The organism is Chromatiales bacterium (assembly GCA_014323925.1).
In the GTDB taxonomy this organism is placed as follows: domain Bacteria; phylum Pseudomonadota; class Gammaproteobacteria; order Poriferisulfidales; family Oxydemutatoraceae; genus SP5GCR1.
Genome location: JACONC010000014.1, coordinates 37,832 through 64,616, shown reverse-complemented (window position 1 = coordinate 64,616; position 26,785 = coordinate 37,832). Strand labels below are relative to the sequence as shown.

The following is a 26,785-nucleotide window of genomic DNA, read 5'->3' as shown; positions in this document are numbered from 1 at the left end:
CGCACCTACAATTTGCTCTTCTGTATATCGTCTTTTCATTTTGAGACCTCCTTTTGTCTAATTTAACTGGAAATCTCATCTTTGTCATGGCCCGGTTTTTGGGGGAAAGGTCATATTTTTGAAGAATAGGCTATATTTTCCTTAACTTAGAAGGTTTACTGGGAGAGTTCACCGGAAGTGGACGATCATCCCTGAATTTTCTTGGTGGGGGTGGTGGGGGTGGCGAGGGTTGAGGGGTTGATTTCTTGGTTGACATGATACTTCTCCAGTTAGCTGGTAAATTATGTTTTGAATAACAGAAACACATAGGATAAAGCAATAAATATTGTATAGTATGGCAATATTTTAATTAATTTAATAATATAAGCGCTTCTTACTAAATTAAGATTTTGATTGTGATTTGTGCATTCCACAAGCTGCTGGGTAAGGTCTTTTTCAAAAGTTTCTCTTGCCATTAATTCTGCTTTCTGTTTATCCCGATCTTCATCAGACCACTTTTTATAATACTCAATTAGTCTACCATAATGTTCATCAAAATCCTTTAGTGAAACTTCATAATATGTCCAACCGGTTAACATTCTATAAATGCAATACAACAGATATAAAAGAATAAGTAGACTACTAATACTTATAATCAACACGACAGATATTATAGATCCATCTGATATTGAGGTAATGACTTCACTGATCAGGAAAAAGTTTATTGGAATTATGAATATTAAAATCGCTAGAGGGAGTCTTAGCCTTGCGTAAAGCTTTTCTGGTTTGTCTAGTTCATAAAAATAAACTTTTTCGTAAAACTCTCTCCTTTCTTTTATATCCATATACACAAAATAGTTGACAGGCTCTCGCCTTATCCATCTGAATCCTTGTTGTATTTGGGGTTTTTCCCATTATGGCGTTGTCGGTACTCTGCTAGAAGTTCTTTTTCTATCCTTTTTGCTTCGTCCTCAGTCACAGGGCCTGATACAAGATTCATAGAGTCGAATACTTTCCCTTCAGTTTCGTGCTCTCTCTTGCGTCTTTCTGGGTCATTGGTTGTGCCGATGTAAACAATTTCATTGCCTTTTTTCAATTCATAAACGATAGTATCTCTTAGTTCCATAATGGATGTTTCCTTTGTTATATAAAAACAATTAATATAGGGTGCCTTGGCGATTTTTCAATCCTACACACAATAAAAATTTCCTATTTCAGAGTAGTATTGTGCGATACCAAATATATCTGCGCATTCCTAGGAGTAAATCACGGAGCATACTTTTTAAGAAAAGCAGTAGATGATGATAAGGGAGTAATATCAAAAAACTTGAGGGTATTGCCATTAGTTCTTATCATCAATGAACCATTGGTGTGAAAATTGTCCGAGAAACCCGGGAGGCTACTAGGCTAATAATTGTATAGCAAGATGAGAGTAGTTGCTGGCGGAGAGAGAGGGATTCGAACCCTCGATACGGGACAACCGTATACACGCTTTCCAAGCGTGCGCCTTCGACCGCTCGGCCATCTCTCCGTGGTGCGAGTATATTGTATATGAAGCGGTCGTTATTGTTGTATCAATGTTGGCAGTGTGGGCAATAAAAGGTGGAGCGTTGGGCTAGGCGGATTTGGCGTATTGGGGTTTGGCATACAGTGCATGCTTCGCCGGCGCGCTGGTAGACATGCAAGGCTTGTTTGAAATAGCCGGGTCGTCCGTCAGTTGCGACAAAATCTCGCAGGGTGGTGCCGCCTTTGCGTATGGCGTTTCTCAATGTGCGCTGCACCGCTTCAACGATGGTTGCGTAACTCTGCTGGGCGATACGCCCAGTCGCTCGTCGGGGATGCACGCGCGCTTTGAAGAGTGCTTCGTTGGCATAGATATTACCGATGCCCACGACGATGCGCCCGTCCATTAGAAAATTCTTAACCGCAAGTTTACGGCCTCTGGAACATTGATATAAATAGGTGTCGCTGAAGTCGTTGCCAAGCGGTTCCGGTCCTAGATGTCGCAGTAATTTATGTTGCAGTGGGTCTTTGGCAGTCCACAGCACTAAGCCGAATTTCCGTGGATCGCAAAATCTCAAAACACGATGATCTTCAGTATAAATGTCAATATGATCGTGGCGCCCTGCGATATGCTTTTCATCCACTATGCGCAAGCTACCCGACATACCTAAATGGTAAATTAAGTATCCGTAGTCTAGTTTAATCAACAGATATTTTGCCCGCCGCGCTATCGTCTTGATATACAATCCGCTAATTTTTTGTTCCAGCCCTCTAGTTACCGGTCGGCGTAGATGTCTTTGGCGCACGACCGCCTTGCGTATGCGTGTGCCGGTTAAATGTAAAGACAGACCGCGACGAACGGTTTCTATCTCAGGGAGTTCCGGCATCGTTGGGCTATGCGCTATCGGCAGTCGCCATCGCTTCCATTTCAACGAGTAATTCGCGACGACACATCTGTCCTTCAAATACTTGCAATCGGTTTTGCGAGGGGAAATATTTATCAATCAACGCGGCGATATTACCGACGATACTGTGATCAACATAAAGTTTAGAGTGCTGCAGGTGCTTAAACTGCATTTTGCCTATTGTCGATGCTTCGTCTAACAGCGTCTCTACATTGCGTAACACTTCTGCTAATTGCGCATCGGCATCGCCTTCGTGCATGCTTTCATGACCTACGATCGCTGCGGTGCCGGAAATATAAAGATCACTTTGGTTGCCCCATTGCTTTAAGGTTGCGCGTGCGAACCTGGGTGCCGCTTGTCCATAGCGCTTAGGATATAAATGTGGCAGAGTTTGGCGTGGATTGTTAATGGTGATGCCTGCCTTGCGGGTAGCCAGAAAATAAATCACACCGTAATCGCAATGGGTGCCGATGACGGTTGCCGCACAATAAAAGCTCGGCTGAAGCGTCGCAAAAGCACGAGCACGCGCATCGCAGAACACCTGATAATCATCAAGTTCGTCAAGGCTTGGTAAATAGTGCCAGGCTCTTAGCAATGCATAATGCGTTGAGTTTAGCAACGCTACCAAGTCTTTGTAGATAGCTCGCAGATCATCGGCTAGAGCCTTTTGATAGAGGGTGGCATGACCGAATAAAACATCATCGTTGTATGCGTAGGATATTTTTCCGTATTGCCCACGGTCTATTGGTTGTGTCGCATACCAGTTTTCAAAGCTATGGGTCTGTCGTATAGGATTTAGGTTGGTCCGAATAGTATCTTCAGGTGCGTCTTTTTGTAAGGCGATTGTCGCCAGGCAGTGTCTGTAGGTGGGTGATAAGGGTTCTTTTTCAACCCTTATCTTAAAAGGTATGTCGGTTGTAGGTGGCAACAGGATGTCAAATAGAATGTATTAAATCAAGGACACGGATTGGGTATCTCAGTGTGTATCTTTTCTATTGCTTCCAGTACATCTGCGGATAGTTTGACATTAACACTATCTATATCGGCTTCCAGTTGCTGCATAGTGGTCGCACCAATGATGTTGCTGGTTAAGAAAGTGCGCGTATTGACATAAGCGAGTGCCATCTGCGCAGGATCCAAACCTGCTTGCTCGGCAATTTTACAATAGTGTTCGGTTGCTTCAATACCTAGTTTATTGATGTAGCGATTGAAGAAATCAAATAGTGTGAGGCGCGCACCCTTGGGTTTTTTATCGCCTAAATATTTACCGCTCAGCACGCCGAAAGCCAGAGGAGAGTAAGCCAGTAAACCTACTTTCTCGCGATGGGCGGTTTCTGCCATCCCGACTTCAAAAGTCCGATTCAACAAACTGTATGGATTTTGTATGCTGACGATGCGCGGTCGGTTATGTTGCTGGGCGAGCTTCAGGTAGGTCATTGTCCCCCACGGGGTTTCGTTGGAGATTCCTATATAACGAACTTTGCCAGCCTGCACCAGATTTTGTAGCGCTTCCAGTGTTTCGTCAATCGGTGTAGAACTATCCTCCTCTGCGTGCTTATAGCCTAGCTGTCCGAAGAAATTAGTCTTACGCGCTGGCCAATGCACTTGGTATAAATCAATATAGTCGCTGCCGATACGCCGCAGGCTATCTTCCACTGCTTGGGTGATATGCTCGGCGGTCAATTGCGGGCCATCGCGCAGGTAATCAACCATGCCAGGCCCCGATACTTTAGTGGCGATAATTAGGTCTTCTCTCGCAGAGTAATTAGCCAGCCAGCTACCGAAGTAGTGCTCAGTTAAGCCTTGCGTATCTGCCCTAGGTGGGACTGGGTACATCTCTGCTAGATCAATAAAATTAACGCCTCGCTCAACCGCAAAATCGAGCTGTTGATGTGCTTCTTGTTCGGTGTTTTGTTCTCCCCAGGTCATCGTGCCTAAGCAGATGACACTGACTTTGACGGGAGTGTCGGAAAGCGGGCGGTATTCCATTTTTTCGGTTTTAGCTATGTAAAGTTTTCTTTATGCTGTGTTAGTATAACATTCTATGACCATACAACAATCTTATATATGACCGATAATTCGCTAATCTTAAAAACAATAAAAAATTTAGGGCGTGGGTTATTGAAAAATATTACGCCCTTCAGAAGCTGGGTTGGTGAATTAAAAAATACTGAGGTTGTCAAAGCCGATATCCTTGCTGGCGTCACAGTAGCACTCGTGCTAGTGCCTCAATCTATGGCTTATGCGCAACTCGCCGGCTTACCGCCTTATTATGGTTTATACGCTTCTTGTCTGCCAGTTGCCATTGCGGCATTTTTCGGTTCGTCGCGTCAACTTGCCACCGGACCGGTTGCTGTGGTGTCGCTATTAACAGCGTCGGCTATAGGGTCAACTGCGGCAAGCGGTAGCGAAGGTTATTTTGCCTACGCAGTGATGTTGGCGCTTATGGTCGGTGTCGTGCAACTGGCACTGGGCGTGGTTCGGCTCGGCATGATGGTCGACTTTCTCTCCCATCCGGTGGTGACTGGTTTTACCAGTGCGGCGGCGATTATTATTGCGACTTCGCAGTTAGACAAAATTTTCGGTGTCGAAGTCGGTCGGTCGGAATATCATTATCAGGTGGTTTGGGACACCTTACAAGCAGGTTGGACTGACTTCCACTTATATACTGTAGCGATTGCCATAGGTTCTCTAGCATTGATGCTGATATTGAAGAGATACCTACCGAGATCACCCAATGTTCTAATTGCGGTCATCGTCGCCACTCTCATTTCCTGGCTTTTTGACTTTGATGGCAATGGCGGGCGCGTTGTCGGCAACATACCACAAGGCTTGCCATCGTTTGAAATGCCGCAAATGAGTCTGAAGATGTTTCAGGAGATGGCTGGTGCTGCTTTGGCTATCGCGCTGATAGGTTTTATGGAAGCGATATCTATCGCTAAAGCAATGGCGGTCAAAACCAGACAGAGACTGGATGCCGATCAAGAACTCATCGGTCAAGGTCTCTCCAATCTGACTTCTAGTTTCTTCCAAGGCTACGCAGTCTCAGGGTCTTTTTCACGCTCGGCGGTTAACATAGAGAACGGAGCGGTTACTGGTTTTTCATCTCTGGTAACCGCAGTGCTGATAGGCTTCACATTATTATTTCTAACCCCGCTACTATACCACCTGCCGCAAGCGACTCTAGCTGCAGTTATTATTCTGGCGGTTGCATCATTGGTGCGCATCAAATCATTCACGCAGATATGGAAGATAAAACTTCAAGACGGCATTGTTGCAGTCATAACTTTTTTGTTAACCCTACTATTTGCTCCGCACTTAGAGAACGGTATTCTAATAGGTGTGTTGCTGTCTCTGGGCTTGTATGTATACCAGACCATGCGCCCTCAAATTTCTTTGCTCAGCAGGCATGCCGACGGTAGCTTAAGAGATGCTGCTAAAAATATCCTCAAAGTGTGTCCTCAAATAGCGATAGTGCGCTTCGGCGGTTCGTTGTTTTTCGCTAACACGGGTTATTTCCACGATAAAATTCTGGAGCGGGTCAGCAACCAACCGGAACTGAGATTCATAATCATAGATGCAGTTACTATGAACGATATAGACGCAACCGGACAAGAGATGCTGAACCAACTGGCGCGCACCTTAGTTGACCAAAACATAGAGTTTTTATTTGCCCGTCCACCAGTAGTGGTTATGGAGACTTTTCAACGCAGCGGTTTTGCCAGCGGAGAATGGCTTGATAGTTTCTTTAATTCCCGAGACGAGGCCTTGCAATACGCTTGGCAGCAGCTGGCAAAGCAAAAGATCACTTGCTCAGTGGAAGGTTGTGTGGCTAAAGACATGTCCGGTTGTATTATGAGAAGAAACCGCCGTGCGCCCGACAAATTGTTGAGGACCCTAATGTCTGGCTTAGCTAAGAAAAAAGACAGCAAAGCACCACCAGAGCAGCCCAACAATCCTAGTCTGGAAGGGTAGTCCTCTAGTCGGTTTTAGTGTAGGGAGTTTTCGTGTCGCTGTGCGCACAGATATTATCATCTCGCACTGCTAGCACTTCATATTGCAAGTCATAAATCCGATGCTTTAATGCTCGTCCGCGTCGCTCATACGCAGTAGTCGGGCGAACAGTCGGTGCTGTAGCCTGATAGCGACCGCAGGCGGCGATGGTATGGTGCATTGCGGTGGCGTAATCCTTGCTATCGGTTGCCAGCCGCAGGGTGCCGCCGACGCAAAGTTTAGCGGCGAGCATAGAGACGAAATTAGCTTGTATGAGTCGGCGTTTATGATGGCGTCTTTTCGGCCATGGGTCGGGGAACAAAATCAATATCTCGGTTAAGCTGTGGTTGGGAAAACAGCGAGGTATCACCGTTGCCGCATCGGCGTGGATAACTCGCACATTGGTCAGAGCTTTGTGATTAATCTTATTCAGCAACATGCCGATACCCGGCGAATACACTTCTAGCCCGATAAAATCAATGTCGGGTGAGGCTTCGGCGATGGTTGCCAGTGTCTCGCCGTCACCGAAGCCGATTTCCAATGTCACTGGAGCTATGCGTGCAAACACGGTGGCGAAATCCAGCGGGCGGTTGGTGGTTTTTATGCCGAATTGCGGCCAATAGGTATGCAGTGCGTGCTGTTGTGCTTTAGTGATGCGACTGCAGCGTAGCGCATAGCTGCGTAGCGGGTATTGTGGTATCGGCTGTGCTAATACTTCGGGGTGTCCCATAGGCTAGAAGAATAATTGCTCCGAAGGAGACGATGCCGATGCAAACCGTCGTTTGGGCATGCGTCCAGCAAGCCATGCCAGATGTCCTGCTACCACTGCTTTTTTCATCGCCTCTGCCATCAATACTGGATTATGTGCCTCGGCTATAGCGGTATTCATCAACACACCGTCGCAGCCCAACTCCATTGCGATGCTGGCATCCGATGCCGTGCCTACGCCGGCGTCGACGATAACCGGCACCTTTGCGTTGTCGACGATAGTCATAATATTATACGGGTTACATATCCCCAAACCCGAACCGATGGGCGCAGCCAAAGGCATCACCGCAATACAGCCGGCATTTTCAAACTGCTTGGCAGCGATTGGGTCGTCGTTGGTATATACCATCACATCAAAGCCCTCTTTGACTAAAACTTCGGTTGCTTGCAGAGTTTCGACAACATTCGGGAACAAAGTTTCAGCGTCGCCTAATACTTCTAGTTTAACGAGCTTGTGTCCGTCCAACAACTCGCAAGCGAGGCGACATGTGCGTATCGCATCCTCGGCAGTGTAGCAACCGGCAGTGTTCGGTAATATCGTGTACTGTTCGGGCGACAACACATCCAACAAATTGGCTTGGGTTTTGTGCTGACCTATATTGGTGCGTCTTATCGCAACCGTTACAATTTCCGCACCACAGGCCTGTATCGCTTGTTTGGTTTCGGCGAAATCTCGGTACTTGCCGGTGCCGACCAACAACCGTGAACTATAGTTGCGACCAGCAATATTGAGCGCTTTGTCTATTTTTTGTGTCATTGCATATCGGTTTCAACCACCGCCGATAGCTTCTATAATCTCGACCTGATCACCGTCTTGCAATTGGGTTTGCTGGTGCTGAGATTGCGGTACTATCTGGCGGTTTATTTCTACTGCAATTTTGCGCTCGGATAACGCCAACATCTGCACTAACACTGCGACGGTGGTACCTTCTTGCACACCGCGCACACTACCGTTGACTTCAATCTGGATGTTGGTATTCATATGGCTATATTATACTGTAGCAACCTTCCTACATCGTTAAGGTTTTGCATAGCAGCAGGGTGTGTGCCATCACAAAAGCACACCTTGCTACCTTGATGCTGCCGACACTAAGACGACCATTCTATACTGAATAGATAATGACCACTGCGCGGGATGCAGCATTTATATTTCTGCCAAAAGTTATAGCCGTAAGCTCCCTCAGCGGATGCTTTGTCGCTCGACCAATCGTTTTCGCGGTTGGCGTGTTGATCAAAGGAAGCACATTCGGCTTCTGTTTCGGGATAAATCATCTGCCAGCGGTCGGTGCTTTCATCGCCCACATCGCGTTGTTGCACCGAATGTTGTTGCAGGCATTTTCCTCGTGTGCTGGATGGTCTGTTTTGCATCAATTGTTGCCAGCGTCCTCCTGAAGCAATGCATTTTCGGCGGTTAGGTGTCTGCGTATTGCCCCAGGTTTCCGGTCGCTCTTCGTTATGCACATCAGCGGCGGTTACATTTCGGTAGCCGGCAGGATTACGGACGACAATCTCAATCGCGCGTTGGGCGATGACTGCACCAGCGTGCACATCGTTCGGATTTAACACGGTGCCGCGCCGCGGATAGATACTGCCCCAACCGCTGTGTGGTAATAACGAGTCTGGGATAATGCCGTTCTGAGAGGTATTGCTTCTGCCGACCATTCGACTACTGAGCTGCCAACTTTCTATCTTGTCTGTGTCGGTCGCAGCTGTGCCTGGTGGTGCAGTCAAATCTATGCCACGCCAAGTCAACGCGTTAAGCCCCTGTCTGGAATTGAAATATATGTGCATTGGTTTTATGCGACTTTTGCATAGAAAGCGGACATTGAATCGATCTGTTAATGCAACGATAGGATTACCTATTACCATAGTATCTTTAAATTTCATTGCATAACGATCTGTGCGACCGCCTTGCCCGGGGTTGCCACCGCTTGTTTTATTGAGCAGTTGGTGGGCGATATTACTCGGCGAGCGCAGAGATAGCAAGTTTGCTTCTTGCCACGGGCATTGGCCGGGACTATTGGTAACGGTGAAATCAGGCAGATAGTGGGAAATTTTAGGCGTTGTTCTAATTTTGCATTTTGGGCTACATTTTAACCAGAAACATAAGCCGACGATTTTCCAATCTACACATTTGATTTGCATAGAGTTATAGAGCAACTGTGCGGTATTGAAGCCGCCGGCGTGACTTTGCTCAGGCACTAGGCATAGCAATAATACAGATGCTATGAAAGTGTATTTACCTATTGCTTGGATTGTTGCCATAACAAAAATCCTGCATAGACATCGTTGCCTTTGTATAAATAAAAGTTTTTCTGGTGTTCTATAACAGCGATGGGAAGGTCGTCAATCATAACATCGTAGCGGGTTTGTAAATCAAACAGATGCAGTTGTGCGGCAGCTAATTTTTGCAGGCGGTCATCGGCTAGCTGCTCAACCGCAGTTTTCATTTCAGCAACTGACAACTGTTGCTTTTCATCATTTATATAGGCGTTAAAAATTGCTTCCATTTCGGGAATAACTGACAGATCAATGATGTGTAGATCGGTAAAAGGCTCTTTTTTCAACTGCGATACGCCGACTAGTTTATTGGGTGCTACGCTATAAATCCGCACCTTAATCAACGCACTGTTAGGGTCCGATGCAATAGCAATATTAATGTTTAGCAACAGCATTAATATGAACATTATTATGGACATTATTATGGGTGGGCAGATGTTTATCGTGATACGAAGGTGCGTGCCATACCTGATGGGTTCGCTGAGTCGGTGGCACACGAAGTCAGTGCGCAAAATGGTATCCATAGCACCGATATATCTCTTATTAATGTCATTCATTGCTGCGAGTGCTTCTTTTGATGCCGAGCATCAGCGCGATAAAATAAGCGATGGCAAGCACCAGTGGCAAATACGCAAATACACTAGCGACAATTAGACGATCCATATTGACCGCAAATAATCCTATTCCTTGATAAAGGCTCTCGGTTACTTTAGCGCTCAGTGCGGCAACCACTGCATAGATCATCGGCATCGCCTGCACACCGGCAATCACTGCTGCATAGTAGCAAACACCGATTATTTTCAGACTGCTTGCCAATAAAAATAGCGGGATGAAAAAATAGAGTGCCAATAGCACTATCGGTTGTGCGTACGAGACTATCCTTTTTAGAAAATAGGCGCGATTAAAAGTAGCAGACACTTGCTCAGAGAGACCAGACAGCCCCGCACCCGACACATAGTCTGGTGCCGTTAGATTGAGACCCATACGGCTGGGCTGTGTCGCATGGGTCGCGGCAGATGCAGTTAGTTCTATCGGATTTGATTTAAGCATGGCTTTGATAATACGGTCTTCCAGGTTGCGGCTAGCCGAACCTGAGATCTGCGCAAGTTCCAAAGGTGGCAGCTGCTGTGTTGCTTGTTCAAGCAAAATCTCTCTCAGCCCTTTATTGGCTGCATTACCTTGCCACCACGCTTTGCAACTTCTGACCGCCTTAGGCTGCCAGCGATGCAATTGAGTCGGCAACAAGAAAGCATCGTAATAACCCGGCGTGTTCAAATAATAAGAACTTCCTAAGTAGGCGAGGTCATCGGCAGATGGTGGTGTGCCGCTACCGCGATGTCCGGTCTTTTGGTATTGATGGCGCGCAAGCCCATAACACTTTGTTGCAAAGAGACGATATTCATCGGCCAACGCCGGGTCTTGTATCTTGCTTGTTCTGATAATGGTTTCCACTGCTTGCCAGTCGGTGTAGCAATCTAATCCGTCAAATACCCGATAATAAATTCCCGCACCTATCTTATGCAGCAATGCCCATAGCAAAGGGATTTTTACATCAGCGGTATCGGCTATCAACTTTTGCTTGAGGTCTTCATCGACGGCAACGGGTTCAAATGCAATTTGCTTGCCGTATTCTTGACAGCTACCCGAGAGCGCCAAGACTTTTATGTTATCTACTCTAAAGATAGGGAAAAAAGCAAATACTACCACTGCTACGATTATCAATGTGCGCATCTCCAACTTTCTTTGCATGGCTTGCGAGACTTGCCCACTATCAGCTGCCGCTGACCATACTGAGACGAATGTGGCAATCATAACCACCAGCACGATACCTGACGAGAATAAAATATCGGTGTAGAAATTATTTAGCAACCAGCCGTATAATGTAAGCACCTTCTCCCATTCTGAGAATACTGACAACTCGACAGTCATCGCTAATCAAACCCGCAGACCCCAAATCAACGCTTCGTAAAAGCACAGCAAAACCAACAAACCTGAATGTGTCGCTATGCCTAGTGGGGCAAGCTGTTTCAGCTTGAAGCCAATGATTAGCTTACGCATTAAGATCTGCCAACATACGAATACCACTGCATAAATCGTATATCTGACTAAATCCAATACAAACAACATCTCGGAGTTAATCATTCATCTAAATAAAGCACAACAAAGCACAACAAAGCACACAGGGGGTTATGGTTGCACACCCGTGTAAGGCACATCGGGTGTGATAGTTTTGCCGGCATTTTGTCGTTGCTCGGCTCTTTCTAAAATCCGCATCACAAAATCGGAGACAACTTTACTGCGCGCATCGGCTTCCATCAGCAGCTGCGTAATCTCACCCTGCAGATGTGCCAATGCCCGATCTACTTCAGCGGTCACGAATTGCTTATGTGCATAAAGGTTTGGTTCTCTCGCACCTATCAGCAATAGTCGTCTGGCGAGCAGCGCTTCGTCCAAAGTCTGTGCAATTGAGATTTCGTTAGCAAGACGATCTATCAACCAATCTCTGTCGGGATCTATTTGCAAAGCGGTGAGTATCTGCGGTAGCATCTTTTGCGACTCCGAACTCAAAAATTCCAAGTCTTCATCGGCTATATCGTAGATGTTATCAGCTGATATTTGGGTCAGTTGCTTGAGCTTTGCTTTAATCAACGGTTCACGCACACCGACTTTAGTGGTGAGGCCTAAACCGGCATAGCTCTGCGGCGGTGGCGCGCCCTGATAGATCCAAAAACCAATGTCGCCGACGACATCAGTAATCCATTCTTTTAATTCGGTCGCCACAGGCCATGTTTGGGTATATTCGTTGTCCGCCGCCGACACTTCACAATCGCTGCGCTTCTCACCGTTCGCTATGCACCAACCAGCGGCGATGGTATGTCTTATCGGTCTGATTTGCCGTTGCCCGCGCCCGCCATGCTTGTTATTGCCGACCCAGTCTATGCCTTGGTCTCTCACCTCAGCCATCTGCGCTTGTACCTGCTCAGGAGTTTTGTTTGCTTGTTGACCTTGCGTCCAAGCATTCTCAACTGTCACATTGATAATATCTTGATAAGGATTGCGCCCTTGGGTGGCATCGGCGATCATTTTCTCACAGCTTTTGACCGCAAGATTAAAACGGCTTTCAAACCGCGCAATGTATTCTTGTGCCAGTTCACAAACTCCCGGCAATGCCCGACAAAAGACGACCCCAGGCAACGATGAGATCACTGTCTTCGGTATAGAATCTACCGTGCTCATCGTTTCTTCTAGACCAGTCATCGCCTGGTCTACTGATAGCTTGGGGTCGAACTTGCTACATGCCAACCGAGCATCCAAATTGACTTCTGCTCCTATGTAAAGACTGCTTTCTTGCGGCGGTGCCGGTGGGGTGCGGTATGCGCCGAACTCTATATAATCCTTTAAGTTGTCAATAATGAAGTTATCAATAATGTTATTTTGTGCGCGCACATCGCTAGCCATCAATAACATCAGCATACCCAGTGCGTATATCCCATATATCGTGCGTATCATGTATATATAAGGGGGGAGGGATTTCATTGCGTCCCGCCTTTTGCTCTGGTTCGTTTGATGCGCTCAGCAATTCGGTAGACCGCTTGTAGCTCGCTACATTGATGCTGCTTCATTATTTCCGCTCGTGCGGCTTTTTCTGATTTCTCAGTTTGTGCCAACGCCAAAGATAAGGGCGGCACGACGCTTCTAAACAAAGTGAGCAACACATCAGAGATGACCACACCTTCAACATAATCCCCCGACGCTTTTCGCGCTGCTAGCAACAGTGCTTTTTGATCTTCTGATAGATGCTTGAAACGGGCGATTTGCTCGACTTCGCCGCGATCCATAGACAGTGCGAGAAGCCATTCGGGTTGGTTTAGCATTTCCCTAGCATTCTCCGGAAACTGTGCCAGAGTCTGGGTTGCCAGCCACAGCCACGCCCCGAAAGTTCGCCACATCGCCATAATGTTATTCAGCGTCGGCACAACCAACGGGTTTTTAAGCAATATATGTGCTTCGTCGATGATAGTGAGTAGCTGTCGGCTTTCGTATTGGCTGCGTTCGGCAACCTCGTTAATTTTGTTGAGCAAACTTAAAATCGCTACCGACAGTTGCGCCTGATAGTCTTTCTTAGCAAATGCGCCTAATTCTATGATGGTGATATCTGCTTCCGGCCACAGACTACCTTCGCGATTAAAAACATCTCCGGTCATTCCTTGACAAAACAAATCCATCGCATTGGCATAACCTATCAGCTTATTGGCTGCCGCCGAGTTAAGCAATGTTGTATCGGCAGGGTCGTGGTTGCTTGCCAAGGTGCGCATCGCCTGCACGACATCTGAGGTTTTAGTGCGACGGTTCTGTTGGTCGGCAGTCTCTGCGGCATTGATGATAGCGCGTCTAATCATATTCATATCGGCGCGTCGCAGATCTGCTTCCTCGCGCATATCGCCACCAGTGATCATCAACCTGGCAATACTTTCCATCTCTGCTAATCGATCGCGCATGGGCGCATCGTCATCGTCTATTGCCAAGTGATCGCGGTGATGTTCACCCAGCAGTTGATGCGCGTCGGCAAACGGCGGCAGGCTGACATCGGCTTCGCCTATACGCACATAGTTGACGCTTATATCTAGGCTTTGTAGATATTGTGCGAGTAGTCCGAACGCCGGCAACGAAGTAATAATAAAAAGGCGCGGACGATGCACTGCAATCATCTGCAACAACATATAAATCAATGTTGCCGTTTTGCCAGAACCGGTAGGACCCAACATCAGTAAATGCGCGTTGCGCTTTCTATCTTCGGGATTCAAAATGTCAAAGCTAAGGGGTTCCGCACCTCTGTTCCAAAACAGCAATCCGGGATTACCCGTGCCGGTGCTACGCCCCCAAATCGGTGCAGTGCGCTGTATGTGCTCGCCGAACCATAATCGACTGCGGCGTATATACGGTCTGCCATCGTGGCGGCTATTGTAAGAAAAGGGCAGGGCGCGCAAAAAGCAGTCTTGGGCAATTAAGTCGTATTGCGGCGCCACCATGCGCAAACCGTGGGCGTCCAAAATAGAGGTTGCTTGCAAGACATTGGACTTCAGCTGTTGCAAATCATCACCGCGCACGAACACGCCGCCGTAGACGCGATACAGCTTATGACCTGCTGCGATATAATCTTGTGCGCGACGCGCCATTGTTCTTTTTGCCTCAGCCTCTGATGTGCCGCCGCCGGAGTTTTCTATCAGCTGCCTGATATGCTCGGCAATTTCGGCTTGTGCGCAAAACTGTATCGTCAAAGATAGTGTGCTCGCCGGTGGCATATTATCCCAAAGCACGCGCCGCTGCGTGCCGACCTTTTGCTCGGCAGTCAACAGCCCGATAGGAGGTTCGTCTGCTAAACTATCAAAACAAACAAAACGAGTCGCTTGCTTGCGAAAATACCAGTTGCCGTGCGCATCGCTACCCGGATAAACACCCTGACAAGCCCGCGCCACCAGATCTCCGCCATCGTCATCCAACAAACCAAATCCTACTCGTGCCGTTTGCTGTGCAGTGCCCGCATTTTTAATCTCGTTTGCCGCACCGGGTGCAAACCACCGCCTGAGCCAATCGTGCAAGTCAGCAGGCGTGCGCGCAATCAATTTGATGTTTGCTTGAGCAAAAGCGTTTTTCAGTTTCTCAGATACCTCGGCTAGCGTATTGCCATCCTCTCCTTGACCGTTATGCCACAGGCAAAGCCGCACGCGGCGCATGCGGGCGCGCCATATCCCTCCTGAGACTTGCTGGTCAAAGAATAAACCATTTGCTTGACCGGCTTGTTGCAAATGTGCCCGCAGATGCTCTAGCCAGTTTTGCGTATACCGGCTGTCCAACAAATGCGGTGCTATATATTTTTCTAAATGCCTATAAACACCTTCCAGCGATGCTTCGTCTTCCAAAAAGAACTGTACGAACCAAGTGTTTTTTTCGTCCTCTGGAATCACATTGGAGAAGGTCGGCACCGCCTTATTGAACAAACTTTGTATATATGAATCCGATTGTCCTTCAACACCGACCGGCACCAATTCAAATAGCCGTCCGATATTACTCAGGTTTCTCAATAAAATGTCGGTGCCGTTGACATCTGCACGCGGTCCCAAATAATCCAAAAAGCCCGGTGCCGAATAGAGGCAACGACTTTGCTTGCCGGGGTCGGCAATCTTCAAAAAATCGCGCTGTGTCAAATAAGACTGACCGCTACCATCCCAGTAAAAATAAGGTGCGACACCCTCTGGCACATAAGCCGGCGCTTCTGTGCGCTCATCTCTATATAGACCTATATATCTTTCCCACCAGTTGAATCGCGAGGTCATCTCGGATACTCCGCAGGCAGTGCATAATGATCTTTCTCATACAGATTAAAGCTGGTGGCGTAGCCCGGCACCGGCACACCTTCGGCAATGTGCGGAAATACATAGAGCACAATTTTAGGATTAGGCAATAACGGGAAAAGCACCTCCAACTCATTGTCGGCAGTTCTGGTATACGCCGCCAAGTCGGCATCGCCGTGTCGCAGTTCTCTATTGAGAGTAGGCGCACTGGCAATATGCTCTTGGTAAAGCTCCAACATCGGCTTGCGCTCAGTATCATCTCCCGGGAACTTAGAAGTGCACGCCGCCATCAACACGACAGCTGCTAACATTGTGACCGTCCGCAAAGGCGAACCCCAAAACACCATACCGCTTTTACATTTGGTCATAAATAAACTCCAACGATGATCCTGCTTAAAGTCAATGATACGAGTAACGATACATTGCCCGACACGGTAAATTTTCATCGTTCAGACGAACGGTCGCTGACAACCGACAAACGGCGAAAAGCCCTAAATTGGCTATGCATTGGCTATAAATTGAGGCTAGGTTAATCGGCACACCCTTTAGATATAATGGCCGATGAGTTTGCTAACATATATACTAGTAAGGATAGTTTCTTTATAAAGTATAAAAAAAGCAGACATCAATCTATTGCGTAAGGTGAGGTATGGACAAACCTAAAAAAACTCGTTGGCTACAACGCTTCGATAACTTTGACCAGTTCTTCCCCCAATTGACTCAAGCATGTGAAATAGCTGAATACGACGACCTTGGTCATGCTGGTCTTATTAAGACCTTTGAATTGTGTTTTGATTTATCTTGGAAAGTACTAAAGGATCTACTCTCCTACGAAGGTTACGATGTGACAGTGCCGCGTGAAGTGATCCGCAAAAGTTTTGAAGCGCACTATATCAACGAGGGCGACTGTGAAATACTGCTTGAAGCTCTAGACAAGCGTAATGTCCTCAGTCATGTGTATCGAGCAGACATCGCACTTGAGGTGGAAGCCTTGATTAAAAAGTACTACTATCCGACTCTACTGCGCCTGCACGCAACCCTGAACGAGAAAAGCAAACAACAAAGCAAACAATGAGGCAATGGCACACCAAATCAAAGATAAACACCGTAAGGCAATTATTAATATTATTTCTGGCTATAACAAAGTAGAGCGCGCTGTACTATTCGGTTCTAGAGCTACCGGCACTAACACCGCCACCTCGGATATAGATATTGTGCTATTCGGCGACCACATTAGCCTCAGCGACCAAGCTCGCATCGGCGCAGCCTTAGACGAAATTCCAATGGCACAAACAGTAGACCTGATACTATACCGCACTATAGACAACCCGACACTCCTTGAACACATCCGAGTATACGGAACCGAATGGTATAGTCGGGTGTAAGCTAAAAAGAAGTAGCATTGTGGATAGAGCTACGCTTAGACTCTCCTAAAGTAATGCTCATTTTATTGTCTTTTATCCAACAACATTTTTTGTATTTTTTACCGCTTCCGCAAGGGCACGGCTTATTTCTATGTGCACCTGCTTTACGTGGATGTACCATAGTGGATTCATAATCGTTTTGAGCTTCTTTTAATCCTTTAGATCCATGTGAATATTCGCCGACTGGTGGTATCTCTTTATACTTCGCATAGTAAGCTTGCCAAACAAAGTAAGGAAATACATCATTTATAACAAATTCACTCAAAGATTTCTTTTTCTTTTCTATGTCTATACCAAGGCAGCAACTACCATTGGGATATAGGTGCAAATCAGCATATTTTCTTTTAAGTTCTTTAGCAATTTGTTTTATTTTTCCTTCAAATTCATATACTCTTCCGGTTTTCAGATCAATGATAACGGCATATTCACCAGTAATAACTCCTTTTGCATTCGTATCACAGTGTTTTACTACCCATCCAGATATTTGAGTTTTATCTTCCACATAATGACAGGGTAAAACCTTAAGATCTATAGCTAATGTATTTGTATCTTTTTGATAATAGACTATTGATGTGGGGGGAAATTCTTTTATCTTCTGTAGTTCATCAAGGAATGGCTTGAACGACCGTACTTTTTCTGTATTTTTATCAGTAGCGTATGGTTTCTTTGCAGCCACAGTCGGGGTTACTAATGTTGTAGTGGCAGCAGTTTTAGTATTGTTAGAGTTTGACGACTCATCTTTTTTTAATTCACCAAAGTCATCTCCGAATATCTCTCTCCATTTTTTTACGCTTTCATTATGATCTGTCTCTTCATAAGCCTCATTTATCTTATCAGTATATAACTTAATTTTATCTCGGAAATTCTGATATTTATTTTGATCCCAATGTCTATTAAAGTTTTCACTAATAAGAGCAGGATTTGTAATAATAGGCATTGTCGTATAAGTTTGAAGAAAACGATTTAGACGGGTTGAAAGCGTTTTTAATGTTGTTGGAAGATCAGGAAAAATTTCGTCGTTTTCGTTATCATATACCTGATTACCCAATAGAGTGGTGAGTAGTATAGATTTGACTGAAAAGGTGTTTTTGTGGTCTCTTAAATACTTTAACAGTTTAGTCGTCTTTCTAAAATTATTGCTTCCTGCGCCGACAGTTTTGTTTTTTTCTAATAACCATTTTTTATAACTATCTCCGTCTGTTTCTTCATACTTTTTATCTTTGGGATTACAAATATAATGATTGCCATTATGTTCTATGCAAGGAACGACATCTAAGTGGAAGTCTCCTGTATATTCAATTGTTACACACCTAGTATTCTTTTTGACTTTATCTTTATAAGTCTTATTGTCTTTGAATACTCGATAGACTTGCTCTACGTAATCAGTGCGATATAGGTGGGGGTTAAAATTACTGTCTTTTATAAAAACTAAAATATCAGCATCAAACTCATCGTTATCGTCAACTGGTTTGATAATAGTTTTGAGTGCATACGAACCCTGATTACTATATGCTTGATAACTGCTATGATTTTCAGCGATAAAATCAGTGATAGCATTTACATGCTGTTTTAATTTATCAATTCTAGATTTATTTAAATTTACTGTATCTTCTAGAAATTTTTCAAAATATGTGCCGTGTTGCATAGTCGCCTCCGTTTCTAAAATATTTTATGTAGCATAATCAACCTCGTCGGTTAAAAAATTTTTAATTTGTGTTCGTTTATCTGCAAACTCTGTCTTAGCAGTTGCCGTCAATGTGGGGATGGCTTTGTAATTATCAAGTCTGCATTTTTTAATCTCTGGGTTAATGCGTAAGATACCTTCGCTATCAATCAGCTGTAACGAATTTTGAGGAAACATCGTCTGGCAGGACATAACAAAATCTACAAACTCTGTTCTTCTCCATCCAGTGCAGAATCCCCATGCTCCAAATCTCGGCCATTTATAAGACTGCTTTTTTATACCTGTTCCCAGTGAAAAAATTTTTATAGATGTAGCCTGAAAATTCACTTTTGCATCAACATACCCTACAAGCGCAGGATTGTTTGCCCAGAGACCGCCATCACAGACGAGAACCCCGTTTATATCTATCGGGTCGAAATAAGTCGGAGCAGCGCAAGAGGCCAAAACTGCCTTAAATAAAGGGGTATTACCATCTCTAGAATAATTCTCCTCCCCTCGTTGCTTTTTTTGGTAGCTTGACTTGAAAACATAAACACCACCATGGCTAGCATCTGTAGCATTAATAATCAGAGGTTTTTCTATGTCACCTAATTTTATATTTTCAAATGTTTGATGAAGGTGATCTTCTAATGGCTTGGAATCATATTTTGAACACCAGTGTATCCATGAGCCTATTCTTTTTTTCTTGAATACCTCTTTTGCCCATGTTGTATAGTTTCCTACAAGTTTTTCTAGTGGATATTTTATTGATATAGCACCTGCGGCAATACTTCCCGTACTTGTCCCCACTATAATATCAAAAGTGTCATATACTCTTATCCCAAGTTCTTTTTCTATAAGTGATAATAACTGGATAGAGAAAATGCCTTTTACTCCTCCTCCATCTAAGGCGAGGATCTTAAAATGTCTTTGAGTTTTTTCTTTGTTTGTTCTATTATCCACACTTATTAATAAATAACTGTTGCGATTGTGCTCATGTAATATACCTTATAAGTTATACTTTATGTTATAACATATAATATACGATTCTACACTAGGAGATCATATAATGCAAGAAAAATTAACAGAAATCAGAAAAAAACTTAGCTTAAGTCAAGAGGAGTTAGCTTCTAGGTTGGGTGTTTCTTTTGCGACGGTAAATCGTTGGGAGAATGGCAAAACGGCTATTAGGAAGTCAGCGAAAGAGAAGATTGATAAACTTTATGATGAGGTGTTGCATATAGATGAAACCGTTGACACTGATATGAGTTCGCAGCGTTCTAAAAGAGGTGTGACTAGGAGTCAGGTTTTGAGTACCCAGTCTATGGAGCAGATGCTGTGGAGTGCCGCTTGCTCTATTCGCGGCGCAAAAGACGCACCTAAATTTAAGGATTATATATTACCGTTGCTTTTCATTAAACGGCTTTCTGATGTGTTTGATGACGAGGTCAAGAGAGTTGCCGACGGAGTAGGAAGCAAAGAGACAGCATTGGAACTTATCAGAAAGGATAAAGCGCTTGTCCGCTTTTATATTCCACCATCGGCGAAGTGGTCGGTCGTTAGTGGAGAAGAAAATTTTAAGTGGCCTAAAGCTAAACGACCCAATTCTTTAGGTGAGCAATTGACACTGACTATGCGCGATATCGTAAAGGCAAATCCTAATCATTCCCTTAGTGGTGTGATTGATATAGTGGACTACAATGCATCGTTGCAAGGAGAGAGGGAAATCAGCGACGCTGCTTTAAGAGGGGTCATAGATGCTTTTTCTAATCCGCGTTATCGTTTAGGTTTACGAGATGTAGAACCTGACTTTTTGGGGCGCGCCTATGAATATCTGCTGAGGAAATTCGCCGAAGATAGCGGACAGTCGGCAGGAGAATTTTTTACACCTCGCGAGGTGGGTTTTGTTATGGCAAAAATTCTACGACCGCAAGGTGGAGAAACTGCTTATGATTTTGCCTGCGGTTCTTTTGGGTTATTGGTGAAGTTGCAACTGGTACTCAAAGAAAACGACCCATTAAACAAAAAGCCGCTTAAGCTATATGGGCAGGAGCTTGGCCGAGAAAATTTTGCCCTAGGTTGTATGAACAAAGTCCTCCACGATATTGAAGGCGATATACAAAGAGGGGATTCTATGGAAAATCCTAAATTTAAAACTAAGAGTGGGCGGTTGAAAACTTACGATATCGTAATAGCCAACCCAATGTGGAACCAGCCGTTTGATACAAAAATTTATGAAAATGATCCATGGGAACGTTTTGAAAATTACGGCGGCTTCACATCAGGGAAAGGAGATTGGGCATGGGTACAAGTAGCAGCGGCATCTCTTAACTCAAAGGGTAGAGCTGCAATCGTGCTGGATACCGGAGCAGTTACTCGCGGTAGCGGTAGTAAACACGATGATAAAGAGAAACTTATACGCAAGTGGTTCGTAGAACAAGACTTGATAGAGGGTGTGATTCTATTCCCCGAAAACCTTTTTTATAATACAACTGCGGCAGGTATTATTGTTTTCTTAAACAAACAGAAATCTGCTGACAAGAAAGGAAAAATTATTTTATTGAATGCCAGCCAAGAATTTTATAAAGGGAGACCTAAAAACCATATTTCCGATGAGAGTATTGAAAAAATAACCCAAGCCTTCATAGCAGGCAAAGACCAAGAGAAATTCGTCAAAGTCATCACGATTAAAGATGCAGAAAAGAACGACTACAATCTATCACCGTCGCGCTATATCAGCTTGAGCGATGTAGAAACTTATAGGGAAATTCCTGACATATTGACTGAACTAAAAACACTACACAGTCAATCTAACCGCTTGGATAAAGAGATGAATAAAATTATTTCTATGATTGAACTAAAGTGACTTCAGGATTACGACCATGATGCAAGAAAAAATGAAACAAACTGAAATTGGAGAGATACCAGAGAGTTGGAGTATTACTAAAATTAAAGAGATAGGGGAAGTGATAACAGGCTCTACACCCAGCACAAAAAATGAAAATTTCTACGGTGGTGAATACAATCTTATATCTCCTGCTGATCTTGATAATGGTAAATATGTCCAATCAGCACATAGAAAATTAACTCAGGCAGGATATGAGCGCTGTACTCCTGTACCTCAGAATTCTATTTTAGTTGGTTGTATTGGTAATATCGGAAAATTAGGAATGATTAACGATAATTATTCAACTACAAATCAGCAAATTAATTCTGTTATAGTAAATTCTAACTATAACCCACATTTTATATATTATATGCTTCATAACTGCCGGCAACGTTTAATCCAGAGTGCCGCAAAAGTAACAGTCCCAATATTAAATAAAAAAAATTTTGAAAATTTTTCTATCCCTATTCCTCCTCTTTCTGAGCAAAAGAAAATCGCTACCGTTTTATCAAAGATTGAACAGAACATTGATGCTAAAGATGAGCTTATAAAAACCATAAAAGAGCTCAAAAAATCCATGATGCAACATCTTTTCACTTATGGAACGAAGAGCGAAAAAACAAAAGGTAAAACGATTTATTGGAAGGGATGGCGGGAGATAAAGTTGGGGGAGGTAGCGGTTTTAAATTATGGTAAATCGTTACCAAAGCAGAAGAGAATTTTAGGTGATGTGCCAGTGTTTAGTTCTGCTGGCTTAATAGGAAAGCATAATGAACCATTGGTAACAGAACCAGGAATCATTATTGGTAGAAAAGGAACGATAGGATCTGTTTATAAGAGTGATATATCATTTTTCCCTATTGATACTACTTTTTATGTATCGAAAAGTGACACAAAATGTGATTTAGATTTTCTTTACTATTTGCTTAAGGGTCTTGCGTTAGATAGATTAAATTCGGATTCTGCGGTACCTGGTTTGAATAGAAATACCGCGTATGCACAAGATATAAAGATCCCGCCTCTTCCTGAGCAAAAGAAAATCGCCTCAATCCTTTCTATAATAGATGAAAGGATTGAAAACTATGAGGGGCAAAAATCTGCATTGCAAGCACTTTTCAAATCTATGCTCAATAAACTAATGACTGGACAAATTAGAGTAGATAAACTGGCTATTGATGTTTCGGAGTTAGAACTGCAGTGAAAGAATTTTTACAAGACCTTGGTTTGAATCACGATGCAGTATCGGAACTTTCTTATATTATTAAGGACTACTCTTATGCAATTGCAACTTTAGACGCATACGACCGCAATGCTCTGAGCATAGAGCAAACGACATCGCAACAAGGATCTGCTATTAATTATGAAAATGCCTCGTCTGCTATAGCACATCTGCAAAAGAAGCTCATTGAGAAAAAGCAAGCGACTGATTTATTCGGTAAAGAGAGAGAGCAAAGTGGATTTGATAGTTCGCTAAATGCTATCTATCAAACTTTCAGTGGCAAGGATCTTTATCCGAGTATTGAAGAGAAAGCGGCACACCTGCTTTATTTTATTGTTAAGAATCATCCTTTTGTGGATGGTAATAAAAGAATCGGCGCTTTCATCTTTATCTGGTTCTTAAACTTAAACAAACTTCTGTATTCGGCGAAAGGCAGTAAACGCATCGCCGACAATGCTTTAATTGCATTGACACTTTTGGTTGCCGAAAGCAAAACCAAAGATAAAGATACCGTTATCAATCTAATTGTTCATTTAATCAACAAAAGCAATCAATAATGTCTCGTTTGATAACCGAAAGGGAAGCCGTGCAAAAGCCTTTTATCAAATACGCACAGCATATTGGTTGGCAATATATAACAGTAGAAAAGGCATCGGCTTTCAGGGCAGGAACACAAGGCAAATTTTTCTATGATATATTGGCGCAAAATTTAGTACGGCTCAATCCATTTATAAATGAGGATGACGCACGAGGGATTATCAGAAATATAGAGAATATTCCGGATACTATGGAGGGTAACAAACAAGTTTTGGATTGGCTACAAGGACGCAGAAGTTTTTATGATCAGCAGGAGCGAAGAGAGCGACCTATCTTCCCTATAGACTTCGAGAATCCTGAGAATAACGAGTTTTATATCACCCAAGAATGGGCGCATGCCAGTATCTCACATAAAAATCGTTCGGACATTATATTCCTTGTCAATGGTATACCGCTTGCCATTGTAGAAAACAAGAATCCTAAAAATAAAGACCCTATGCAAGAGGCTATAACACAACTTGCACGCTATGAAGAACAAACGCCTGAGATGTTGTGTTGTCCGCAAGTCTTTAACATAGCTGATGTTTGCGAGTATTTCTACGGAGCTACTTGGAACTATTCAAGAAAAAATATCTTTAACTGGAAAAAAGAATTAAAGCACAAAAGAGAGAAAAACATCACTTGGGAAGAGGCGGTTAAATCTTTTTTTGATAAAGCCAACTTTTTGAGACTAGTTAGACAATGTGTATTATTTTTTTATAAGGATGATGAACTAAAAAAGACCGTATTGCAACAACATCAGATAAGAGCCATAGATAAGATTGATAAGCGATGTACGAAGGAGAAAAACAAAACGAGAGGGCTGATTTGGCATACTCAAGGATCTGGGAAAACCTTCACGATGATTACTGCGGCACGCATAATTTTAGAGAGGAAACCAAACGCAACGGTGATGATGATTATAGATAGACAAGAACTCGAAGGACAGCTTTCGGGTTGGATTGACCGCTTGATAGAAAGCCACCAAGAAATCGTGGTCCGTAAAGCCGAGAGTAAAATAGAATTGCAAGAAATATTAAAGGCGAATGCTGGTGGTTTGATTATTTCAATGATCCATAAGTTTGATCAAATTAAAAATAACAGCTGCACTCGTCAGGATTTTTATGTTTTGATTGACGAGGCGCATCGTTCAGTTAATAAAGATTTAGGAAATTACCTTACCGCTGCCTTGCCCAATGCCACGCTATTTGGCTTCACCGGAACGCCGGTAGATAAAACCGCTAGCGGCAAAGGCACCTTTAAGATTTTCGGTAAGTACGATAAAGAAGGCTATCTGGATAAATATTCAATACGAGAGTCCATAGAGGATGGTACAACTTTACAGCTAAGGTATGAAAATGTCCCCAACCAATTAAAACTTTCTGACGAGTTGTTGGAAGAGGAATTTCTACAGCAAGCAGAGAGCGAGGGTGTTAGCGATATAGACGATTTGAACGAAGTGCTTAGAAAAGCTGTGCGCCTTAAAACTTTTTTGAAAGCCGATGACCGGATTGATAAGGTTGCCGCATTTATTGCCGATCACTTCAAAGAAAAGGTGCAACCGTTAGGTTATAAGGCTTTTGTTGTTGCCGTTGATAGAGAGGCTTGTGCACTTTATAAAGAGGCGTTAGATAAACTTTTACCCGGAATGTCGCAAGCAATTTATTCAAAAGGGCATAATGACCGAGGAATACTTGATAAATATCAAAAGAGCGAAGCCGAAGAAAAACAAACTAGAGAGTTTTTTAAGAAAGCGGATAGCGAGCCTCATATTTTGATAGTGACCGATAAACTACTGACCGGCTACGATGCCCCTATACTCTACTGTATGTATTTGGATAAACCTATGCGTGATCATGTATTGTTGCAGGCTATTGCGCGAGTCAATAGACCTTATGAAAATAGCACAGGTATTCGCAAACCTTGTGGATTAATAGTAGATTTTGTTGGAATTTTCAAGTCTATGAGTAAAGCATTAGCCTTTGATGCCAACGAAGTGAATGCTGTAATAGAAGATATAGATCGCCTGTTTGATAGGTTCAAAAACCTAATAGATGAGGAGTTGGGTTATTTGCCTATGATCTTGGCAACCCAAGACGATAAATTAGTAGAAAAGCTACTTTATGAAGATTTCAAAGACTCTAAGATAAGAGATGAGTTTGTAGCAAAAGCAAAAGAACTGGAAGATGCTTACGAAGTGCTTTCTCCAGATAAAAGACTACAACCTTACATGTCCAAATACCAAAATATTATCGAGATTCAGCGACTTTTAATTAGAGCATATAGCGGAGATCCCGATGCGAAGGAAACTAAATTTTTGGATGAATTAGGCCGAAAAACGGAAAGATTTATCCGAGAAAATCTACAAGCACATACATATAAGGTTGACCAAGTTTTTGAAATTAATGCCGAAACTTTAACGAAGCTCAAAAAAGATAAAACTACCAGCGAAATTATCAAAGTGATGAATCTTCTAAAATCCATAATAAAGATGGCAAATGAGGAGCAAAACGAAAATCCGGCGCTTATTTCTATAGATGAGAGAGCAAATGAAATACTAAAAGAATTTAAGGATGGGCAGGAAAAATCAAGGGAAATCTTACGAAAGGCCTATGAACTGTCTAATGAGGCTATAGAAAGTCAGAAAGCACAAAAAGAATTGGGGTTGGATAAAGAAACATTCTTAATCTATTGGTGTCTTAAAAAAGCAAACTTGGAAAATCCTAAGCAACTAGCCATAGAAATAAATACTTCTTTTGAGAAGTTCGAAAATTTCAACGACAATACCGACGAGAAACGACAACTTAAATTAGAAATCTATGCGAGACTGGTGCCACTCATGGAACAAGACAATATGTTAGATGTAACGGACAAGATTCTAAAGCTAATGGAGAAAGTCTATGGGAGTAGATAAATTAGAGAGAGACTTTAGATATAAAGTGAATGCATGGGCTAGAAAGATACGGGTTTTCCCACACGATGTTCGTATAGAAAGGCTCGAAAAGAAGTGGGGATTCTGTACTGCGGATGGATTTGTAACCTTCAATAGCGAGCTTTTGTTTCTAGATGAAGCAATACAGGATTATGTAATCATTCATGAACTGCTACATCTTAAAGTTTCTCACCATGGCAAATTGTTTCGTTCTTTAATGAGTGTTTATTTGCCAGATTGGCAAAAGCAAGAGGTAAAATTGTCTAAAGAAGCAACTCGCATTTAGGATAATCGATCTAGGGC

25 protein-coding genes and 1 tRNA gene are annotated in these 26,785 nt (G+C 43.5%); 8 read left to right on the top strand and 18 right to left on the bottom strand.

Annotated elements, in window-relative coordinates; genetic code table 11:
* Positions 1 to 281 precede the first annotated feature (281 nt).
* The 6 genes from GDA45_06510 to GDA45_06485 form a co-directional block, all read right to left on the bottom strand.
* The gene (locus tag GDA45_06510; protein ID MBC6414514.1) at positions 282 to 824 is read right to left on the bottom strand and encodes a hypothetical protein; all 543 of its coding nucleotides are present in this window, start codon (positions 822 to 824) and stop codon (positions 282 to 284) included.
* A gap of 29 nt (positions 825 to 853) precedes the next feature.
* Complete coding sequence (locus GDA45_06505) at positions 854 to 1,105, bottom strand: GIY-YIG nuclease family protein (protein ID MBC6414513.1); 252 nt, start codon at positions 1,103 to 1,105, stop codon at positions 854 to 856.
* A 314-nt stretch (positions 1,106 to 1,419) separates the two neighbouring features.
* Positions 1,420 to 1,510, bottom strand: a tRNA-Ser gene (locus GDA45_06500).
* A gap of 43 nt (positions 1,511 to 1,553) precedes the next feature.
* Positions 1,554 to 2,369: a bifunctional DNA-formamidopyrimidine glycosylase/DNA-(apurinic or apyrimidinic site) lyase gene (gene mutM / locus GDA45_06495; protein MBC6414512.1), complete on the bottom strand. Its 816-nt coding sequence runs from the start codon at positions 2,367 to 2,369 to the stop codon at positions 1,554 to 1,556.
* Positions 2,370 to 2,376: 7 nt separating this feature from the next.
* The gene (locus GDA45_06490; GenBank protein ID MBC6414511.1) at positions 2,377 to 3,315 is read right to left on the bottom strand and encodes a hypothetical protein; all 939 of its coding nucleotides are present in this window, start codon (positions 3,313 to 3,315) and stop codon (positions 2,377 to 2,379) included.
* A gap of 26 nt (positions 3,316 to 3,341) precedes the next feature.
* Positions 3,342 to 4,376, bottom strand: a complete 1,035-nt coding sequence (locus tag GDA45_06485) for an NADP(H)-dependent aldo-keto reductase (protein ID MBC6414510.1) — start codon at positions 4,374 to 4,376, stop codon at positions 3,342 to 3,344.
* 78 nt (positions 4,377 to 4,454) lie between these two features.
* On the opposite strand from GDA45_06485, the gene GDA45_06480 reads away from it, so the two are divergent.
* Entirely contained in the window at positions 4,455 to 6,362 is a 1,908-nt protein-coding gene (locus GDA45_06480) for a SulP family inorganic anion transporter (GenBank protein MBC6414509.1), read from the top strand.
* Between the two features lie 4 nt (positions 6,363 to 6,366).
* Here GDA45_06480 and trmB read toward each other — a convergent pair whose 3' ends face one another.
* From trmB to GDA45_06430, 10 genes are all read right to left on the bottom strand, one after another.
* Positions 6,367 to 7,110 carry a tRNA (guanosine(46)-N7)-methyltransferase TrmB gene (trmB, locus tag GDA45_06475; GenBank protein ID MBC6414508.1) on the bottom strand — a complete coding sequence of 248 codons (744 nt, stop codon included), beginning with the start codon at positions 7,108 to 7,110 and terminating at the stop codon, positions 6,367 to 6,369.
* A gap of 3 nt (positions 7,111 to 7,113) precedes the next feature.
* Positions 7,114 to 7,905: a thiazole synthase gene (locus tag GDA45_06470; protein MBC6414507.1), complete on the bottom strand. Its 792-nt coding sequence runs from the start codon at positions 7,903 to 7,905 to the stop codon at positions 7,114 to 7,116.
* A 12-nt stretch (positions 7,906 to 7,917) separates the two neighbouring features.
* A complete protein-coding gene (thiS, locus tag GDA45_06465; GenBank protein ID MBC6414506.1) occupies positions 7,918 to 8,130 on the bottom strand; it encodes a sulfur carrier protein ThiS in 213 nt (70 codons plus the stop codon).
* Between the two features lie 107 nt (positions 8,131 to 8,237).
* Positions 8,238 to 9,413 carry a TraU family protein gene (locus GDA45_06460; protein ID MBC6414505.1) on the bottom strand — a complete coding sequence of 392 codons (1,176 nt, stop codon included), beginning with the start codon at positions 9,411 to 9,413 and terminating at the stop codon, positions 8,238 to 8,240.
* On the bottom strand, positions 9,392 to 9,985 hold the full coding sequence (locus tag GDA45_06455; protein ID MBC6414504.1) for a hypothetical protein: 594 nt from the start codon (positions 9,983 to 9,985) through the stop codon (positions 9,392 to 9,394). The genes GDA45_06460 and GDA45_06455 overlap by 22 nt, the downstream gene beginning before the upstream one ends.
* Positions 9,978 to 11,357 carry a conjugal transfer protein TraG N-terminal domain-containing protein gene (locus GDA45_06450; protein MBC6414503.1) on the bottom strand — a complete coding sequence of 460 codons (1,380 nt, stop codon included), beginning with the start codon at positions 11,355 to 11,357 and terminating at the stop codon, positions 9,978 to 9,980. Before GDA45_06450 ends, GDA45_06455 begins: the two co-directional genes overlap by 8 nt.
* 6 nt (positions 11,358 to 11,363) lie before the next feature.
* Entirely contained in the window at positions 11,364 to 11,570 is a 207-nt protein-coding gene (locus GDA45_06445) for a hypothetical protein (GenBank protein MBC6414502.1), read from the bottom strand.
* 45 nt (positions 11,571 to 11,615) lie between these two features.
* Positions 11,616 to 12,965, bottom strand: a complete 1,350-nt coding sequence (locus GDA45_06440) for a hypothetical protein (GenBank protein ID MBC6414501.1) — start codon at positions 12,963 to 12,965, stop codon at positions 11,616 to 11,618.
* Positions 12,962 to 15,763, bottom strand: coding sequence for a conjugative transfer ATPase (locus tag GDA45_06435; protein MBC6414500.1), 2,802 nt, complete (start codon positions 15,761 to 15,763; stop codon positions 12,962 to 12,964). Before GDA45_06435 ends, GDA45_06440 begins: the two co-directional genes overlap by 4 nt.
* Positions 15,760 to 16,128: a TIGR03751 family conjugal transfer lipoprotein gene (locus GDA45_06430; GenBank protein ID MBC6414499.1), complete on the bottom strand. Its 369-nt coding sequence runs from the start codon at positions 16,126 to 16,128 to the stop codon at positions 15,760 to 15,762. The genes GDA45_06435 and GDA45_06430 overlap by 4 nt, the downstream gene beginning before the upstream one ends.
* Before the next feature lie 302 nt (positions 16,129 to 16,430).
* Here GDA45_06430 and GDA45_06425 point away from each other — a divergent pair, with 302 nt between their 5' ends.
* Both GDA45_06425 and GDA45_06420 read left to right on the top strand, forming a co-directional pair.
* A complete protein-coding gene (locus tag GDA45_06425; protein MBC6414498.1) occupies positions 16,431 to 16,856 on the top strand; it encodes a nucleotidyltransferase substrate binding protein in 426 nt (141 codons plus the stop codon).
* Between the two features lie 4 nt (positions 16,857 to 16,860).
* Positions 16,861 to 17,166 (top strand): nucleotidyltransferase domain-containing protein, encoded by a 306-nt coding sequence (locus GDA45_06420; GenBank protein MBC6414497.1) that lies wholly within the window; start codon positions 16,861 to 16,863, stop codon positions 17,164 to 17,166.
* Position 17,167: 1 nt separating this feature from the next.
* Here GDA45_06420 and GDA45_06415 read toward each other — a convergent pair whose 3' ends face one another.
* Entirely contained in the window at positions 17,168 to 18,850 is a 1,683-nt protein-coding gene (locus tag GDA45_06415) for an SEC-C domain-containing protein (protein ID MBC6414496.1), read from the bottom strand.
* 24 nt (positions 18,851 to 18,874) lie between these two features.
* The gene (locus tag GDA45_06410; GenBank protein ID MBC6414495.1) at positions 18,875 to 19,831 is read right to left on the bottom strand and encodes a patatin-like phospholipase family protein; all 957 of its coding nucleotides are present in this window, start codon (positions 19,829 to 19,831) and stop codon (positions 18,875 to 18,877) included.
* A gap of 106 nt (positions 19,832 to 19,937) precedes the next feature.
* Here GDA45_06410 and GDA45_06405 point away from each other — a divergent pair, with 106 nt between their 5' ends.
* From GDA45_06405 to GDA45_06385, 5 genes are read left to right on the top strand one after another with little or no spacing between them, the layout of a single operon-like run.
* Entirely contained in the window at positions 19,938 to 21,734 is a 1,797-nt protein-coding gene (locus tag GDA45_06405; GenBank protein ID MBC6414494.1) for an N-6 DNA methylase, read from the top strand.
* Positions 21,735 to 21,750: 16 nt separating this feature from the next.
* Positions 21,751 to 22,956, top strand: coding sequence for a restriction endonuclease subunit S (locus GDA45_06400; GenBank protein MBC6414493.1), 1,206 nt, complete (start codon positions 21,751 to 21,753; stop codon positions 22,954 to 22,956).
* Positions 22,953 to 23,531: a Fic family protein gene (locus GDA45_06395; protein MBC6414492.1), complete on the top strand. Its 579-nt coding sequence runs from the start codon at positions 22,953 to 22,955 to the stop codon at positions 23,529 to 23,531. The genes GDA45_06400 and GDA45_06395 overlap by 4 nt, the downstream gene beginning before the upstream one ends.
* Positions 23,531 to 26,464, top strand: coding sequence for an HsdR family type I site-specific deoxyribonuclease (locus GDA45_06390; protein ID MBC6414491.1), 2,934 nt, complete (start codon positions 23,531 to 23,533; stop codon positions 26,462 to 26,464). The genes GDA45_06395 and GDA45_06390 overlap by 1 nt, the downstream gene beginning before the upstream one ends.
* Positions 26,451 to 26,768 (top strand): M48 family metallopeptidase, encoded by a 318-nt coding sequence (locus GDA45_06385; protein ID MBC6414490.1) that lies wholly within the window; start codon positions 26,451 to 26,453, stop codon positions 26,766 to 26,768. The genes GDA45_06390 and GDA45_06385 overlap by 14 nt, the downstream gene beginning before the upstream one ends.
* Positions 26,769 to 26,785: the final 17 nt, after the last annotated feature.

Coding starts and splice junctions, on each gene's coding strand:
- GDA45_06510 (MBC6414514.1), bottom strand. CDS start 824: ATGGATATAAAAGAAAGGAGAGAGTTTTACGAAAAAGTTTATTTTTAT.
- GDA45_06505 (MBC6414513.1), bottom strand. CDS start 1,105: ATGGAACTAAGAGATACTATCGTTTATGAATTGAAAAAAGGCAATGAA.
- mutM (MBC6414512.1), bottom strand. CDS start 2,369: ATGCCGGAACTCCCTGAGATAGAAACCGTTCGTCGCGGTCTGTCTTTA.
- GDA45_06485 (MBC6414510.1), bottom strand. CDS start 4,376: ATGGAATACCGCCCGCTTTCCGACACTCCCGTCAAAGTCAGTGTCATC.
- GDA45_06480 (MBC6414509.1), top strand. CDS start 4,455: ATGACCGATAATTCGCTAATCTTAAAAACAATAAAAAATTTAGGGCGT.
- trmB (MBC6414508.1), bottom strand. CDS start 7,110: ATGGGACACCCCGAAGTATTAGCACAGCCGATACCACAATACCCGCTA.
- GDA45_06470 (MBC6414507.1), bottom strand. CDS start 7,905: ATGACACAAAAAATAGACAAAGCGCTCAATATTGCTGGTCGCAACTAT.
- thiS (MBC6414506.1), bottom strand. CDS start 8,130: ATGAATACCAACATCCAGATTGAAGTCAACGGTAGTGTGCGCGGTGTG.
- GDA45_06460 (MBC6414505.1), bottom strand. CDS start 9,413: ATGGCAACAATCCAAGCAATAGGTAAATACACTTTCATAGCATCTGTA.
- GDA45_06455 (MBC6414504.1), bottom strand. CDS start 9,985: ATGAATGACATTAATAAGAGATATATCGGTGCTATGGATACCATTTTG.
- GDA45_06450 (MBC6414503.1), bottom strand. CDS start 11,357: ATGACTGTCGAGTTGTCAGTATTCTCAGAATGGGAGAAGGTGCTTACA.
- GDA45_06445 (MBC6414502.1), bottom strand. CDS start 11,570: ATGATTAACTCCGAGATGTTGTTTGTATTGGATTTAGTCAGATATACG.
- GDA45_06440 (MBC6414501.1), bottom strand. CDS start 12,965: ATGAAATCCCTCCCCCCTTATATATACATGATACGCACGATATATGGG.
- GDA45_06435 (MBC6414500.1), bottom strand. CDS start 15,763: ATGACCTCGCGATTCAACTGGTGGGAAAGATATATAGGTCTATATAGA.
- GDA45_06430 (MBC6414499.1), bottom strand. CDS start 16,128: ATGGTGTTTTGGGGTTCGCCTTTGCGGACGGTCACAATGTTAGCAGCT.
- GDA45_06425 (MBC6414498.1), top strand. CDS start 16,431: ATGGACAAACCTAAAAAAACTCGTTGGCTACAACGCTTCGATAACTTT.
- GDA45_06420 (MBC6414497.1), top strand. CDS start 16,861: ATGGCACACCAAATCAAAGATAAACACCGTAAGGCAATTATTAATATT.
- GDA45_06415 (MBC6414496.1), bottom strand. CDS start 18,850: ATGCAACACGGCACATATTTTGAAAAATTTCTAGAAGATACAGTAAAT.
- GDA45_06405 (MBC6414494.1), top strand. CDS start 19,938: ATGCAAGAAAAATTAACAGAAATCAGAAAAAAACTTAGCTTAAGTCAA.
- GDA45_06400 (MBC6414493.1), top strand. CDS start 21,751: ATGATGCAAGAAAAAATGAAACAAACTGAAATTGGAGAGATACCAGAG.
- GDA45_06390 (MBC6414491.1), top strand. CDS start 23,531: ATGTCTCGTTTGATAACCGAAAGGGAAGCCGTGCAAAAGCCTTTTATC.
- GDA45_06385 (MBC6414490.1), top strand. CDS start 26,451: ATGGGAGTAGATAAATTAGAGAGAGACTTTAGATATAAAGTGAATGCA.